Genomic DNA, 14,515 nt, shown 5'->3' on the forward strand with positions numbered 1-14,515 from the left:
ACGGCCCCCGCAGCCGTGGGGGAACGTGGGGGAGAACCGCGTCAGCGAGGCGCGTTGAGCCCCTTGAAGGCCATTGTGATGACGTCGTCCGCCAGCTTTTCCGGCGACAGCGAACCGCCCGGCTTGTACCACTCGACGATCGAGTTGATGGTGCCGAACAGCAGGCGGGTGACCGTGCGGGGGTCGATGTCCTCGCGGAGGGAGCCTTCGTCGCGGGCGGCCGAGATCAGGGCTGCAACCTTGTGGTCAAAGGTGCGCCGGCGTTCCATGGCGTCGCGCTCAATGTCCGTGTTGCCGCGCAGGCGAAGCAGCAGGGTGACGAACGGCAGGCGTTCCACGAGCACGGAGATGGTCTGGCGGAGGACGAACTCCAGCCGCGCCTCGGCGGTGCCGGACTGGGCCTCGGGCTGGTCCAGGATGGCCTCGAGGCCGCCCAGAGCGTGGTCAAGGGCGAGCTTGAGGAGGTCTCCCTTGGACGGCACGTGGTGGTAGATGGCCGACTTGGAGATGCCCAGGTTTTCGGCAAGAATGCCCATGGACGTGGCGTCGTAGCCGTGGCGGTTGAAAACCTCGACGGCGATCTGCAGCACCGACTGCTGGTCGTATCCGGGGCGGCCGCGCTTCGTGGGTGCATCAGTTGTGGACATACCGGCTATTTTCTCATGAACGTTCGGTCAATCAACGTAACGGACAGTCAAAGCCGCAAAACCCTTGCCTGTCGGTGTCCCCGGTGCTAGAAAACTTGTATCAGGAACTTTCCGGCGCGGGGACCGGTCCATACAAACAAACAGCTTCAAAGTCCGGACTTCAAAGAGACTTTAGAGACCGGGACGGGATCAGGCACATTGGGTTGCCCGGTAGACGGTTAGCCATCGGCACGTCACAGCGCTGTCGCGCATTGGCAGCAGTGCACTGAATGCCTCCCGAAAAGATGGTCCCCGGCTGCCGTAGCCGGGGACCATCCCCGTGCCTGGGTTGGACGCCAGGGCCCAGGGCCGTAAGTGTACGTTCGCGCTAGACCTTCGGGCAGGTGCTATCTCAGGGCCGTAAGTGTACGTTCGCGCTAGACCTTCGGGCAGGTGCTATCTCAGGGCCGTAAGTGTACGTTCGCGCTATCCCAAGGCCGCTATCCCTTCGGGCGCAGGTCGTAGATCCGGCGCAGCTTGCCGCTGGAACGCTCGAGCGACCCGGGCTCCGCCACCTCCACCGTGCACGAAGAGCCCACGTGGATCTTGATCTGCTCGCGCAGGGTGCGGGCCGCCGTCGTGCTTTGCGCTTCGGTGACGTTGTCGCGGCGCTCGATCTTCACGGTCAGCTGGTCCATGCGCTGGCCTTCGGGGCGGGTGAGCACCAGCTGGAAGTGCGGGCTGAGATCGGGGATGCGCAGGGCGATTTCCTCGATCTGGGACGGGAACAGGTTCACGCCGCGGAGGATGATCATGTCGTCGCTGCGGCCGGTGATGCGGCCCATCCGGCGGTGGGCCGGGCGCGCGGTGCCCGGGAGCAGGCGGGTGAGGTCCTTGGTGCGGTACCGGATGATCGGCAGGGCTTCCTTGGTGAGCGAGGTGAAGACCAGTTCGCCGTGTTCGCCGTCGCCCAGGACGTTCTCCTTGCCGGGCGCAGGGTTGAAGGCGTCGATGATTTCCGGGCGGAAGTGGTCCTCCCAGATGTGGCTGCCGTCCTGGGTCTCCACGGCTTCGCCGGCAACTCCCGGCCCCATGACCTCGGACAGTCCATAGATGTCGCAGGCCTTGATGTTCATGGTCACTTCGAGCTCGTGGCGCATCTCCTGGGTCCACGGCTCGGCGCCAAGCACGGCGTACTTGAGCGACGTGGAGGTGGGATCGATGCCCATGTGGGCCATGGCGTCGGCGATGGTGAGCAGGTACGTGGGGGTGGCCAGGATGACGTCCGGTTCGAAATCCTGGATCATCTGGATCTGGCGTTCGGTCTGGCCGCCGGACATCGGGATCACGGTGCAGCCCAGCGCTTCGGCGCCTGCATGGGCACCGAGCCCGCCGGTGAAGAGGCCGTAGCCGTAGGCGTTGTGGACCTTCATGCCGGGCCGGACGCCGGAGGCGCGGAAGCAGCGGGCCACGAGCTTGGCCCAGTCGGCGAGGTCCTTCTTGGTGTAGCCCACCACGGTGGGGCGTCCGGTAGTGCCGGAGCTGGCGTGGATGCGGGCCACCTCGTTCTGCGGCACGGCGAACATGCCGAACGGGTATTCCTGGCGCAGGTCGTCCTTGGTGGTGAATGGGAAGTTGCCCAGGTCCGCGAGTTCGCGGAGGTCGGTGGGGTGCACTCCTGCTTCGTCGAACTTGCGCTTGTACAGCGGGACGCGGTCGTAGGCGTAGGCGACGGTGTGCTGGAGCCGGCTGAGCTGCAGGGCCTCCAGTTCGTCGCGGGACATGGTTTCTTCGGGGTCCAGTACGGCGCCGGTGGCGGAGGCTGGTTCAGTGGCGTGGAGGGTCATCTGGGTTCCCTGTTTCTATTTCTTGGAGATGGTGCGGCTGCGGCCGCGGAACTCGGCGATGAGCTCGCCCGGGGTGTCGGTCTCGGTAGCATCCGAGGGGGAAGCGGCGGTGGAGTCGGAGGAATCGGTGTTGGTGCCTGCGGCGTTGTGCGGGTCTGCGGCGTAGATCTGGATGTCGTACAGGCCGCTGCGGCCCGAATGGGCGCGGCGGTTGGCGACGGCGGTGATCACCTGGCCCCGGAAGGCCGGCTTGAGGAAGTTGATGTCGACGCCGGCGGCCACGGTGATGGTGTCGGTCCCTGCTGCGCCGGGTGGCGGGCTGGCGGGGTTGCAGGCGAGGGCGAAGGCGGTATCGCCGAAGGCGAAGATCATTCCGCCGTGGGCCATGCCGAAGCCGTTGAGCATTTCCTGCCGGAGGGTCATGCGGATGGTGGCGTGCCCGTCGTCCAGTTTCAGGACTTCGATGCCCATCCATTCGGAGGCATAGTCGTCCTTCAGGATCTGGTGGGTTGCCCCGGGAATGGTTAGTTCAGCCATGCGTCATTGCCTCCAGCTTTATTTACCGAATGTTCATTAGGTAATCCCATTTTGGGGCATCCTGTCAAGAGCCGCGGGCCGGATCGCCCCTGCCGCCAACAAGTGAAAGTATGGGAGGACGGAGCATCACCACGTCACAACCTAAGGGCGGATCATGGCCAAGGGGATATACGTCAGCGCGACCACACCGGGATCCGGGAAGTCGCTCATAGCGCTGGGTCTGGCGGACACGCTGCACCGGCACGCGGACCGCATTGGCTTCTTCAAACCGGTGGTCCATGGCAACGACGCCGGAGCGGACCCCATGGTGGCGCTGATGAAGGCCCGGTTCGACCTCGACGACAACCGCTGCCGCGGCGGTCTGACGTTTACCGAGGTCCGCGGCCTGCTGGCGGAGGGGAACCGGGCGGAGATCGACGCCCGCTGCGTGGAGATCTTCGCTGAGATGTCACGCCACTGCGACGTGGTGATTGTGGAGGGGACTGACCTCACCGGCCAGGACGCCGCCGTCGAATTCGACCTCAACGCACGCCTCGCGAACAACCTGGCCGCCCCCATCGTGGCCGTGGTTGGCGCGAAGGGGCTGACTGTCGCGGAAGCGGCTGACGCCGTCGAGGTTGCCCGCAAGGAACTGGCGGCGGAACGCTGCAGCCTGCTGGCCATCATGGTGAACCGTGCCGACCCGGAGGACGTGGACGGTATCGCCGCCGCGGTGAAGCCCGGCGCGTCCGGCCGGCCCGTGTACGTCTTCCCGGAGCTGGAGGACATTGCCAGGCCCACCACCGGCGAGGTTGCCTCGGCCCTGGGGATCCGCCAGGTAGCCGGGCGGCAGGACATGGAACGCGACGTCCACTCCATCAAAGTGGCGGCCATGAACGTGGCCAACTTCCTGCACGTGCTCGACGACGGCGCGCTGGTGATCGTCCCGGGTGACCGTGCGGACGTGATGGTCGCGTGCCTCGCGTCGTCGTTCTCGCCGGAGTTCCCGGTGCCGTCGGCGCTGATCCTCACCGGCGGCCTGGCCCCGGACCCCAACATCTACTCCCTGCTGGCGCAGGCGCCGTTCCCGGTGTTCGCGGCCCCGGACGACACCTACACCACGGCCAAGCGGGTGTCCGAGGTTCGCAGCGAAATCTGGTCCGGACACCGCCGCAAGGTGGCCTCGGCCGTGGGGCTGTGGGCCAGGTGCGTGGACGAGGCCGAGCTGGTGGAGCGCCTGCACCTGCCGCGGCTGGAGCGGATGACGCCGCTGCGGTTCCTGCACGACCTCATTGAGCGGGCCAGGCTGCAGCGCCGGCACATCGTGCTGCCCGAGGGGAACGACGTGCGGATCCTTCGTGCAGCGGAAATCCTGCACCGGCGGGACGTCTGCGACCTCACCATCCTGGGCAACGAGTCGGACGTCCGCGAGCTGGCCTCCACCCAGGGCATCGACCTCTCCGGCATGAACATCATTGATCCGGCAACGTCGGAGCTGCGCCAGCAGTTCGCCGAGAAGTACGCGGAGCTTCGCTCGCACAAGGGCGTGGACCTGGCCCGTGCGCTGGAGGTCATGCTGGACGGCAGCTACTTCGGCACCATGATGGTGCAGCTGGGCGTGGTGGACGGCATGGTGTCCGGCGCCGCGCACACCACCGCCCACACCATCCGCCCGGCGCTGGAGTTTGTGAAGACCCGGGACGGCGTGAAGATCGTCTCCTCGGTGTTCCTGATGCTGATGCCGGACCGCGTCCTGGTGTACGGCGACTGTGCAGTCAACCCGGACCCGAACGCCGAGCAGCTGGCGGACATCGCGCTGGCCTCGGCCGAGACCGCCACGCAGTTCGGCGTGGACCCGCGCGTGGCCATGCTGTCCTACTCCACCGGCGGGTCCGGGACCGGCGAGGCGGTGGACAAAGTCCGGCAGGCCACCGAAGTGGTGAAGACCCGCCGCCCGGACCTCGCCGTCGAAGGCCCCATCCAGTACGACGCCGCCGTCGACGCCGCCATCGCCCAGTCCAAGATGCCGGGCTCGTCCGTCGCTGGGCAGGCCACGGTGTTCATCTTCCCGGACCTGAACACCGGCAACAACACTTACAAGGCGGTGCAACAGTCCTCGGGGGCGGTCGCCGTCGGGCCTGTGCTGCAGGGGCTGCGCAAGCCGGTGAACGACCTGTCCCGCGGCTGCACCGTGGAGGACATCGTGAACACGGTGGCCATCACCGCCGTCCAGGCGCAGTCCGTGGAGCCCGCGGCAGAGCCGGCACCCGCGGCCGCGCACGCGTAGTCGGCGCCAAAGGCGCTGCCCGGCGCCGGCCTGCCTAGCTGTTTTCCGGCTTAACCGGGGTGTCCGCGTCTTCCTGCTGGGCCGGCTCGTCGGACAGGCCCTCGGGCGTGAGGTCCAGGTCTTCCAGATTCTCGGGAGGCTCGGGGGCCTCGCCCACCTCGGCGGCCTTGAGGTCTCCGGTGTCGTCCAGGGCGGGGTTCGCACCTTCGACTCCGGTGGGATCCTTCGGCTTGCTGGCAGGCTCCGTGGCGTCCGGTTCGGTGCTGTCCGGCTTGGTAGTGCTATCAGTCATGGAAAAGTCCTCCGTGGTTGTCCAACTGGTCCGCCGACTCTAGGCTCCCGCCGGACCTTTCGCAATGACGCTACGATCGAACTTCGACCGACCACCGCAGCAGCCAAGGCTTAGGAGGCCCAGTGCTCGTCCTCGTCATCAACTCAGGCTCGTCCTCGCTCAAATTCCAGGTGCGCGATGTGGAATCCCACAGTGTCCTCACGGAGGGGCTGATCGAAAAGATCGGCATGGGCAACGGCGGTGAAGGTGACGGCGAGATCGAGGGTCCCCGCGACCATGCGGAGGCGCTGGAGCAGGTGGACGCCGCCATCCACGAGGTCCTGGGCGACCGGAAGCTGGACGCCGTTGGCCACCGCGTGGTGCACGGCGGCGAGCGTTTCGGCGAGCCCGTGCTGATCGACAACGAGATCACCCGCGCCATCGAGCGGCTCAACCCGCTGGCACCGCTGCACAACCCCGCCAACGTGCTGGGCATCCGCGCCATCGCCAAGAAGTGGCCGGAGATGCCGCAGGTCGCCGTGTTCGACACCGCCTTCCACCGCACCCTGCCGGAACACGCGTGGCGCTACGCAGTGCCGGATTCGCTGTACACCAACCACGGAATCCGCCGCTACGGCTTCCACGGCACCTCGCACGAGTACGTGGCCCACCAGGCGGCCGCCCTGCTGGATCTTCCGGTGGAAGAGTTCGACGGCGTGATCGCCCACCTGGGGAACGGCGCCTCGGCCACGGCCATCCGCGGCGGGAAATCGGTGGACACGTCCATGGGCTTCACCCCGCTGGAGGGCCTGGTGATGGGCACGCGCTCCGGCGACCTGGACCCGTCCATCCTGGTGTTCCTCGGCCGGGCCGGCTGGTCTACGGAGGACCTGGACTCCCTGCTCAACCGCGAGTCCGGGCTCAAGGGGCTCGCCGGGAACAACGACATGCGCACCGTGGTGGAGGCCTCGGAAGCCGGGGATGCGCGGGCGGCCACTGCGCTCGCCGTCGCATCCTACCGGCTGGCCAAGTACATCGGCGGGTATCACGTGGCAGTTGGCGGTGCCAAGGCGCTGGTGTTCACGGCCGGCATCGGCGAGAACTCGCACCAGTTCCGCGCTTTGGTGGGGGAGAAGCTGGGTGCGCTGGGCATAGAGCTCGACGTCGGGCTGAACAGTGAGCGGTCAAAAGAACCGCGCGTTATTTCCACCGCGGAGTCGCTGATCCCCGTCCTGGTGGTGCCGACCGACGAGGAGCGCGCCATCGCGGAGGCGACTGCCGCCGTCGTCGGTGCTTGAGCCTGGACCACGACCGTAGGGTTCCCTGACCGAGCTTGCGAGGTGAGGGAGTGGTGGGCGAGCGAAATCCGCCGAAACAAGTAGTCCCGCCCCCTTTAAGCAAGTGGTCCCGCCCCATTTACCAGTGGTTCCTGCCCAAAATGTAGGGTAGCGCACACGCTGGTCCCTGCCCCGACTCTGTCCCTACTCTCTAAGCAAGCGGTTTCGTTCACGCGACGGCGGTCCCAACTGAGGGGGCCCGCCGTCGTTTCTTAACCGTCAATGTTGGTCAGCGACGCGGAACCTAAGGGGGTCTCACCGTGTCTAACTCTTTGCGTATCAGAATGTCCTTGCCCCTCGCACCGCCGGGCAGGCATCCGGGAGCCTGGCTCACTGCAACGTGGGCGCAGCGCGGGCTGAGCCTCCATAGGCACCGCACATGGTGGACCGCCGTGCCGCTACTCCGCGGCTAAACGCCGTCAAAGCCTAAATACGCACCGATCCTGATTACCCGGCCTGATGCGGCCATGCCCCGGCATCACGCCGTGCTGATTTGTCCTGCCCAAAAATCGGGCCGGCAGGCGCAAAACAAACTCCGCCGGGCGCGCCGCCGGACCAAAACCCGCCATCTGAAAGAAGAGCCATGTCAACACTCGAAGAGGGGATTTCACCCACGCGGATCGCAGTAGGGTCTGGATTCCGAACGAGATTTCATTTTGACCGTCCGGGGAAGGTCCTTGAGCCTGTCCGCGACTGGAGCCTGGGATTCATCACCGGCCACCGCACCAGGATTGTCCTGTGCATGGCCCTGGCGATCGTTGGCCTCTACTTGCTCCAGGATTTCCTGTGGCCGGTGGCAGTGAAACCTGTGACCTTCGCAGACAGTCTGTGGGGATCCGCCAGTGTTGTATGGCTCGGCGCCGTCATTCCCGGGTTGTTGGGACTGTTGGGGGCACTGTCGTTCCGGCACCCGGCCCACCTGGATGCGGTGGCACCAATCAGTCAGCTCGTGGTGTTCCGCATAGTCACCCGCGGCACCAACCGGGAGGCGGTGGCCAGCACCATCCGGAGATGCGCTGCCGAAATGGAAAGAACCCCGCTCTTCCGCTACCTCGTTGAAATCGTCATCGAGGATAACCCCGGTGTCGGTGATCTTCCACAGGGCGACACCATCAGGTACCTGGTCATCCCGCGAAACTACGCAACGGCAAATACTTCGCTCTACAAAGCGCGCGCACTGCAGTTCGCCCTCGAGAATTCCCACATTCCGGACGACGCCTGGCTGGTTCACCTCGACGAGGAAACCCAACCCACGTCCTCCGGCATAAAGGGCATAGCCCAGATGATCCGGAAGAAGAGGAAAGCGGCCGGCTACGAGCGGGCCAAGGAGCCCTCCTCTACCACCGGGACTGGAAGAAGCACCCGTTCCTGACTCTGGCGGACAATGTGCGCACCGGCGACGACTTTGCCCGCTTCCACTTCCAGCACAAGCTTGGCCGGACGGTCTTTGGCTTGCACGGCAGCTACATAGTGGTCCGCAACGATGTGGAGAAGTCCGTCGGATTCGATTTTGGACCCCACGGTTCCATCACCGAAGATGCCTTCTGGGCCCTCAAACTCATGGAAGCGGGCGGGCGTGCGCGGTGGGTTGACGGGTACCTCGAAGAGCAGTCAACACAAAGCGTCGGTGACTTCCTCAGGCAGCGGCGGCGCTGGTACCAGGGCCTGATGAAGGTTGCGATCCACGCACCCGTGAAGCTGAGGTGGCGCCTGGCCATCGGCGCCAACACCATGCTCTGGACGCTCGCTCCGTTCGCAGTGCTGTACACCATCGTCCACTTCTTCTACGGCTTTGAGATTCAGCCCTGGGTGCGTGCCCTCGCCAACTTCTCCTTCGCTTCTTTCGTGACCCTGTATCTCACGGGGTTGAAGGCGAATCTCGACGAGCACGGGATCACGGGCTGGCTCGCTCGAAGCGCGTGGACCGCAGTCCAGGTTGTCCTGTTGCCGGTGTTCAGTGCAATGGAAGCGACGGCCGTCATGATGGCGCTCCTCAAGCCCGTCAATGGATTCCACGTGGTGAAGAAGTAATGCACTAAGGCCTGGCACGCCCTGCGCCCTGGGAGAGATCCAGCGGCAAGCCCAGCGAATCGCAGGAGGTACCCTCAAACCATGCCGGATATCAGACTGCCCATCCGCACCGCCCGCCTGGTTCTGCGCCGTTTCGAGGCCGCCGACCTCGACGCCTTCCATGGGTACCACTCGCTGCCGCTGACTGCCCGGTTCCTGCCCGGGCCGGCGAAAAGCTACACACAGTGCATGGAACGCGTGGGCAAGTACGCCAACTTTGCCTTCGACCGGGAAGGCGACTGGGTGGTGCTCGCCATCGAGGCTGCGGATTCGCCTGGCCTGATCGGCGAAGTGGTGCTGAAGTGGCTTCCCGGCCACCGCCAGGCCGAGGTGGGCTGGTGCCTGGCTCCAAGTGCGCGCGGCCACGGCTACGCCACCGAGGCTGCGGAGGCTGTGCTCAAGCTCGGCTTCGAGGGCCTGGACTTCCACCGGATCGATGCCAAGCTGGACGAACAGAACACAGCGTCAGCCGCCGTCTGCGAGCGGCTGGGGATGCGCCTGGAGGCCAAACACGTGGACAAGTGGCGCTACAAGGGTGACTGGGCCACGGAAATTGTCTATGCGATGCTCCGCGATGAATGGGCTGCCCGGGCGCGGTGATCAGGCTGAGACTGGTCGATTGTGGCCCGAAAATGCAGGCCCGGCTGCTCACCCCCCGGTGGTTGGCACGGGCGTTGGCGTGGTCGGGGCTGGTGCGGTTGGAGCAAGCGTCGGCTCCGTAGTGGCGGGAGCTTCCTGCGCCGGGCTGCTTTCCGGTGCTGCGCCCGTGGTGACGGGCCCCCCGGGAGCAGGCACCGCCGTCGTGGTTCCGGACGGCGCGCCAGGCAAGGCGGCTCCCGGCGAGGGAGTTTGGCTTGTTACCGACGTAGATCCTGGTGACGGCGTGGCGGTCGGGGACGGCGTCGCGGAGGTGCGGGCGCCCTTCGTGGCACTGGGGTCGCTCTGGACAATTTGCATGACCTGCTCCTTGAACGCGTTCAGGCGTCCCTGGATTTCGGACAGCGGAACGTTTTGCAGGTTGCGCCCGAACTCGGCAATTTCCGCCCACAGCGCGTCGAGCCTTGCCATGCCATCGTCGCTCAGCGGTCCGTCCAGGGTGAGCACGAGCTGGTTGGCCAGCGCGTACGTCAGGCAGCGGACGCAGTTGTAGTTCGCGGCGGCGGACAGGTTCTCCGGCACAATCACATCCGCCTGGCCCACAATCAGGACCACCTGAAAGCCCACTGCGACGGCCGCGCAGTCGGTGCAGCTGGCGAAGGCGTAGGCCTCGTTGGCGGTGTCCACGGTTTCGCCGTCCTCCGCCCACACCAGCGCGAACGCGACGTCGTACACCACAGAACCGTCCTCCGTGTTCACCGCGAGGGCCTGGTTGCCGTCCTCCTCCGGGGCCGCAGGCCTGTCGAAGGGAAACACCCACGACGGCGCCGCGGCGGCTCCGGCTGCGCTGGAAGTGTCGGCGCCGGTTGCGCTGGAAGTGGCTGTGCCGGTTGAACCGGTGCGGGGCACCAGGACCATGCTGAGCTGGGGCTGTTCACGCGTCGGCTTCGCGGCACCCGCAGGCCACAACGCCACCGTCTTCCCGCCCTGGCCCTCGCGCAGCCCCGAGTACGACGCCGTCGGAAACACAGCCGTGGTGACATCGGCCAGGGTGCCGCGTTCGTACGGCTGGACCGGCCGGTACGTCTCTGCGCCGGGCCACCACGCCCAGGCCAGGCCCGCGGTCACGGCCACGACGACAGCCATTGCCGCGACCCGTTGCAGCGCCTTGCCGCGGGTCTTCTGCCAGAGCCCGGCGGTCAGCTGCCGGACCAGCCGCAACAGGATGTAGAAAATGCCCAGAATGGGCAGGGCGACGGCGGCGATCGCCAGCACACGTACAGCGGCGCCCGCGATGTCCCCGGCAGCCAGGCTCTCGGACAGCCCGGTCTGCTGCTTGAGGACGCTGGCCCACGCCGTGCCCAGGAGCCGTGGCAGCGAGAGCACCATCATGACCAGGCTGAAGACCAGCAGCGGCACGGTGACCAGCACCCAGGCGGTCACCACGGCCCGGGCCCACGGTTTGAGTACCTGGGCCTCGGGGTCTGTCCTGCGCCACGGCAGCAGTCCCAGCAGGGTCGGTTTGATGCGCTGGAAGAGGTCCGGGACGCCGGTGGCGTCGGCCAGGATGTGATATCCGTCGAACCGAACCAGGGGCAGCAGCTGCCGGATCATCTGCAGGATCTGGGTGACCACTGCCAGCAGCAGCGCGTCAAAGCCTGTTGCCCACCAGAGGACCATGATGGCAACGGCCACGATCGCGTTGAAGTACAGGCCGCCCAGGTCCGTACGGATCCGGCCGCCGCGGCCCAGCCGGTAGGAATCGGTGACGTCGGTGAAAAATGCCGGCCAGATCAGGTAAAGGCCGGCACCCATGGCTCCCGGCGTGGCGCCGCCGCGGCGTGCGGCGGCGGCATGGCCGAACTCGTGGAAACCGGCGGACAGCACGGTCACGGCCAGGACCAGCAGCACCAGGACCGGGTTGGCGAAGGCATCGTGGGTTGCTGATCCGAGTCCCTTGACCATAAGAACCCACCAGCAGGCGGCGGCGAAGGCGGCGCACACGGCCACCACGATCAGCGGGTTGAAGAGCACCGCGAACGGAGCCGTCAGCTTTCGGGTGCGCTCCGGGTCCGTCACGGTGTAGCGGAAGCGCATGCCCAGCAGCGGGTCGGCCTTCCTGACCTCCGGCTGCGACCCGTCGGCCAGCCGGAGCAATCCCAGCGGCAGCAACTGGGAGCTCACCAGCGTGCGGACGTTGTCCTCGCTGACCAACTTTCCGAAGCGCGTGCTGGCGTAATCGGCGATCTGCCCGGTGGTGCGCTTGCCGTCCACCGCTTCCAGCACCAAATAGAGCAGGCGTGTCAGCTGGATGGCCTGGCCATCTGCCCTGCGGACCAGCGAGGGCGGCTCACGGTAGCCAGAACCCTTCGTTTCACCGATCAGTTCAATGCCGTCGGCCCGGACAGGAACATCGGGCAGGAAGGCTTCGGGCAGGCTGTCGGCGCCGCCCGCGGCGGACGCAGGTGAAGGCGGCGGGCCGTCCAGCTGGGACGGCCCGCCTTGCATCGTGCTCATTAAGGCATGCTCATTGTGGGAGGTGGTTTCCGGACTCTACTGCCGCAGGTCGGACTGCTGGTCGGCCGAAGCGGTGGCTTCGCCGTCGATGTGCTGGCTGATGATGGCGTCCTGCTGGGCCACGGCGAATGCATCGCTGTCGATGGAACCGATGTTGGCAGCCACGGCGGCGTCGATCGGTGCGGCCACGTTGGCGTTGGCTGCCACGGCGCCGTTGATCGGCGCCGCGATGTCGGCCTGGGCAGCGAGATCAACATTGACGTTCAGAAGGTCCCCGTCCAGTGCCGCGGCGGGATCAACAGGCAAGGCGCCGACGTCGGGGAGCGTGCCATCCGGGAGCGTGCCGTCGAGTACCTGGCCGCCGTCCACCGCGCCGTCGCCCGGAGACGCCGGAGTCCCGCCGTCGACCGCTTCCCCTGCAGTGTCCGGCGTCCCGCCGTCAACCGCTTCCCCGTCCGCCGTGCCTGCCCCCTGGTCAATGGTGCTGTCCTGCGTGGAGTCGGCCGTGGCGTCGGCGGTGATGCCCTGGTCGATGATGACGCCCTGGTCAGCAAGGGCCTGGGCCTCGGACCCGAACGAAAGAATGTTCGCGGATGCCGCTGCGTCGATCGGGGCTGCGACGTTGGCGTTGGCGGCGACTGCGAGGTCGATGGGTGCCGCGGCGTTGATGCCCAGGTCCAGGTCGGCGTTCAGGTCAAGGACGGAGGCCACTTCCTTGTCCGGGAGCGCCGTCCCGCCCTGTGCCATGAGTTCATCGTCGGTAAGCGGGGTCAATCCCTGTTCAGTGCTCATGCGAAACTCCAGTTCCGGCACGGTCGCCGCTGCCCCCAGTGAGCAGTTCCTACACCGATGTGCCTAATGCCAGTCAATAGTAAGCATGGTGATCATATTTTGGTACACCGATCGGCTCTATTGATGATCGCGCTCTTTTCCCCGCCTAGGCCCGGCCCTTGAGGATGAGGTTCCAGTACACCTGCGGAAAGATGTCGCGGTCCACCACCCAGGAGGCCCGGCTCTCCTTCCACGTGGGGATACGCGGGATGGTCGGCATCGGCTGGTACTGATCGTCGAACTCGGCGAAAACCACGGTTGAGCGGGATGCGGTAAACGGGCACACCGCGTAGCCGTTGTATTTCGCGGTCAGCGGCGCTCCGTTGCGGGCCGCCATGAGGTTCCTGGCCAGCACTTTGGTCTGTTTGCGCAGTGCGCCGCCGCACTTGGAGTTGGTGGTCGCGGCGGCATCGCCGAGGGACCAAACGTCCGGGTATCGGACATGCCGGAGGGTTTCCGGGTCCACCTGCACGAAGCCGCCAGCGTCTCCCGGCGCCGGCAAGTCTGTGCGCTTGAGCCAGTCCGGCGCCGACTGCGGCGGGACCCCGTTCAGCACGTCGTAGCTGAGATCTTCGGTGGTACCGGCGGAGTTATTCCGGATGCGCGCCGTCCGGCCAGCTGCGTCGACGGAGACCAGTTCGCTGTTGAGCCGCAGTTCAATGCCGTATTCGGCCACCTTCCGGTCCAGCTCCTCATCCACACCCGGGACGCCGAACACGGTGGGGTAGGGCTGGACCATCACCACGCGGATGTCATCGAGGACGCCCTGTTCCCGCCAGTAGTCGCAGGCCAGGTACATGGGCTTCTGGGCGGCGCCTCCACATTTGATGGGCCCGGCAGGCATGGTGAACACCACGGTGCCCGCCTTGAGGCTGCTGAGCAAGGTCCAGCTTTTCGGAGCCAGCTCGAACTCGTAATGGGACGCGCCGTGCGGGGAGTGGACTGCATCGGCCAACCCGGGAACCTTGTCCCAGTCCAGTTGCAGGCCGGGGCACACCACCAGCTGGCCATAGGTCACCTGGGCGCCGGAGGCAAGCGTCACGGTGTTGGTGGCGGCGTCGATTCCTTTGGCGCCGTCCCGGATCCACTTTACCCCCGGCGGCGTGACCGAGGCCTGGGACCGGATAGCCTCGGAGGCTTTGGCACGGCCGCCGGCAATGTGGGAGAACAGCGGCTGGTAGAGGTGGTGATCCTTGGGCTCAGCCACGGCCACGTCAGTAACGCCATAACGGTGCAGGCGTGCAGCCAGGGAGATTCCGGCGTTTCCGCCGCCGATGATCAGAACGTCGTGGTGCTCCTGGGCGGTCATCGCACTAGTCCTTCTCGGTCAGGGCGGACGCCCTGTGGGCGGCGCGTGCACCGGTCTTCGCGGACTCCACGATGTACTGTGGCTCCGCCTCGCTGGCCCGGTGTTGGTTTCCCTCCAGCTCGAAGTCGCTGGTCTTCTTCTCCACCACCTTGCCGTGGGTGGGTCCTTGGGGCGTGTTCCATTCCACGGACGTTCCCTTGCGTAGCGACATGTCTTCTCCTTCGGTTGGACCCGGACTGGAAAGGCGGTGCACACAATAGTAAGCATGGTTAGTTTCGCGGGTCACGGGCTTGTTGTACCGGTTCCT

The 14,515-nt window shown here is 66.2% G+C and carries 12 protein-coding genes; 4 read left to right on the forward strand and 8 right to left on the reverse strand.

Annotated features, from left to right (window positions below; translation table 11 throughout):
• Positions 1-41: 41 nt before the first annotated feature.
• The 3 genes from J2S97_RS17920 to J2S97_RS17930 all read right to left on the reverse strand — a co-directional run bounded on the left by J2S97_RS17920 (position 42) and on the right by J2S97_RS17930 (position 3,010).
• A complete protein-coding gene (locus J2S97_RS17920; protein WP_307051295.1) occupies positions 42-647 on the reverse strand; it encodes a TetR/AcrR family transcriptional regulator in 606 nt (201 codons plus the stop codon).
• 479 nt (positions 648-1,126) lie between these two features.
• Entirely contained in the window at positions 1,127-2,473 is a 1,347-nt protein-coding gene (gene paaK / locus J2S97_RS17925) for a phenylacetate--CoA ligase PaaK (RefSeq protein ID WP_307051296.1), read from the reverse strand.
• Positions 2,474-2,488: 15 nt separating this feature from the next.
• Positions 2,489-3,010: a hotdog fold thioesterase gene (locus J2S97_RS17930; protein ID WP_307051297.1), complete on the reverse strand. Its 522-nt coding sequence runs from the start codon at positions 3,008-3,010 to the stop codon at positions 2,489-2,491.
• 154 nt (positions 3,011-3,164) lie between these two features.
• On the opposite strand from J2S97_RS17930, the gene pta reads away from it, so the two are divergent.
• Entirely contained in the window at positions 3,165-5,276 is a 2,112-nt protein-coding gene (pta, locus tag J2S97_RS17935) for a phosphate acetyltransferase (protein WP_307051298.1), read from the forward strand.
• A 34-nt stretch (positions 5,277-5,310) separates the two neighbouring features.
• On the opposite strand, the gene J2S97_RS17940 is transcribed toward pta, so the two are convergent.
• On the reverse strand, positions 5,311-5,568 hold the full coding sequence (locus J2S97_RS17940) for a hypothetical protein (RefSeq protein ID WP_307051299.1): 258 nt from the start codon (positions 5,566-5,568) through the stop codon (positions 5,311-5,313).
• Positions 5,569-5,690: 122 nt separating this feature from the next.
• Between J2S97_RS17940 and J2S97_RS17945 the strand changes: the two genes are divergently transcribed.
• The 3 genes from J2S97_RS17945 to J2S97_RS17955 all read left to right on the forward strand — a co-directional run bounded on the left by J2S97_RS17945 (position 5,691) and on the right by J2S97_RS17955 (position 9,554).
• Positions 5,691-6,845, forward strand: coding sequence for an acetate kinase (locus J2S97_RS17945; protein ID WP_307051300.1), 1,155 nt, complete (start codon positions 5,691-5,693; stop codon positions 6,843-6,845).
• 1,257 nt (positions 6,846-8,102) lie between these two features.
• Complete coding sequence (locus J2S97_RS17950; protein ID WP_307051376.1) at positions 8,103-8,915, forward strand: glycosyltransferase family 2 protein; 813 nt, start codon at positions 8,103-8,105, stop codon at positions 8,913-8,915.
• An 81-nt stretch (positions 8,916-8,996) separates the two neighbouring features.
• Positions 8,997-9,554, forward strand: a complete 558-nt coding sequence (locus tag J2S97_RS17955) for a GNAT family N-acetyltransferase (protein ID WP_307051301.1) — start codon at positions 8,997-8,999, stop codon at positions 9,552-9,554.
• 48 nt (positions 9,555-9,602) lie between these two features.
• Here the strand turns inward: J2S97_RS17955 and J2S97_RS17960 are convergent, their stop codons facing one another.
• From J2S97_RS17960 to J2S97_RS17975, 4 genes are all read right to left on the reverse strand, one after another.
• Positions 9,603-12,068, reverse strand: a complete 2,466-nt coding sequence (locus J2S97_RS17960; RefSeq protein WP_307051302.1) for a hypothetical protein — start codon at positions 12,066-12,068, stop codon at positions 9,603-9,605.
• A 36-nt stretch (positions 12,069-12,104) separates the two neighbouring features.
• On the reverse strand, positions 12,105-12,860 hold the full coding sequence (locus J2S97_RS17965) for a peptidoglycan-binding protein (RefSeq protein WP_307051303.1): 756 nt from the start codon (positions 12,858-12,860) through the stop codon (positions 12,105-12,107).
• A 145-nt stretch (positions 12,861-13,005) separates the two neighbouring features.
• On the reverse strand, positions 13,006-14,208 hold the full coding sequence (locus tag J2S97_RS17970; RefSeq protein ID WP_307051304.1) for an NAD(P)/FAD-dependent oxidoreductase: 1,203 nt from the start codon (positions 14,206-14,208) through the stop codon (positions 13,006-13,008).
• Positions 14,209-14,212: 4 nt separating this feature from the next.
• Positions 14,213-14,419, reverse strand: a complete 207-nt coding sequence (locus J2S97_RS17975; protein ID WP_307051305.1) for a hypervirulence associated TUDOR domain-containing protein — start codon at positions 14,417-14,419, stop codon at positions 14,213-14,215.
• Between the last annotated feature and the right edge of the window lie 96 nt (positions 14,420-14,515).

Source organism: Arthrobacter oryzae, assembly GCF_030812315.1.
GTDB lineage: Bacteria > Actinomycetota > Actinomycetes > Actinomycetales > Micrococcaceae > Arthrobacter > Arthrobacter oryzae_B.

Coding starts and splice junctions, on each gene's coding strand:
- J2S97_RS17940 (WP_307051299.1), bottom strand. CDS start 5,568: ATGACTGATAGCACTACCAAGCCGGACAGCACCGAACCGGACGCCACG.
- J2S97_RS17975 (WP_307051305.1), bottom strand. CDS start 14,419: ATGTCGCTACGCAAGGGAACGTCCGTGGAATGGAACACGCCCCAAGGA.
- J2S97_RS17960 (WP_307051302.1), bottom strand. CDS start 12,068: ATGAGCACGATGCAAGGCGGGCCGTCCCAGCTGGACGGCCCGCCGCCT.
- J2S97_RS17955 (WP_307051301.1), top strand. CDS start 8,997: ATGCCGGATATCAGACTGCCCATCCGCACCGCCCGCCTGGTTCTGCGC.
- J2S97_RS17920 (WP_307051295.1), bottom strand. CDS start 647: ATGTCCACAACTGATGCACCCACGAAGCGCGGCCGCCCCGGATACGAC.
- pta (WP_307051298.1), top strand. CDS start 3,165: ATGGCCAAGGGGATATACGTCAGCGCGACCACACCGGGATCCGGGAAG.
- paaK (WP_307051296.1), bottom strand. CDS start 2,473: ATGACCCTCCACGCCACTGAACCAGCCTCCGCCACCGGCGCCGTACTG.
- J2S97_RS17965 (WP_307051303.1), bottom strand. CDS start 12,860: ATGAGCACTGAACAGGGATTGACCCCGCTTACCGACGATGAACTCATG.
- J2S97_RS17970 (WP_307051304.1), bottom strand. CDS start 14,208: ATGACCGCCCAGGAGCACCACGACGTTCTGATCATCGGCGGCGGAAAC.
- J2S97_RS17930 (WP_307051297.1), bottom strand. CDS start 3,010: ATGGCTGAACTAACCATTCCCGGGGCAACCCACCAGATCCTGAAGGAC.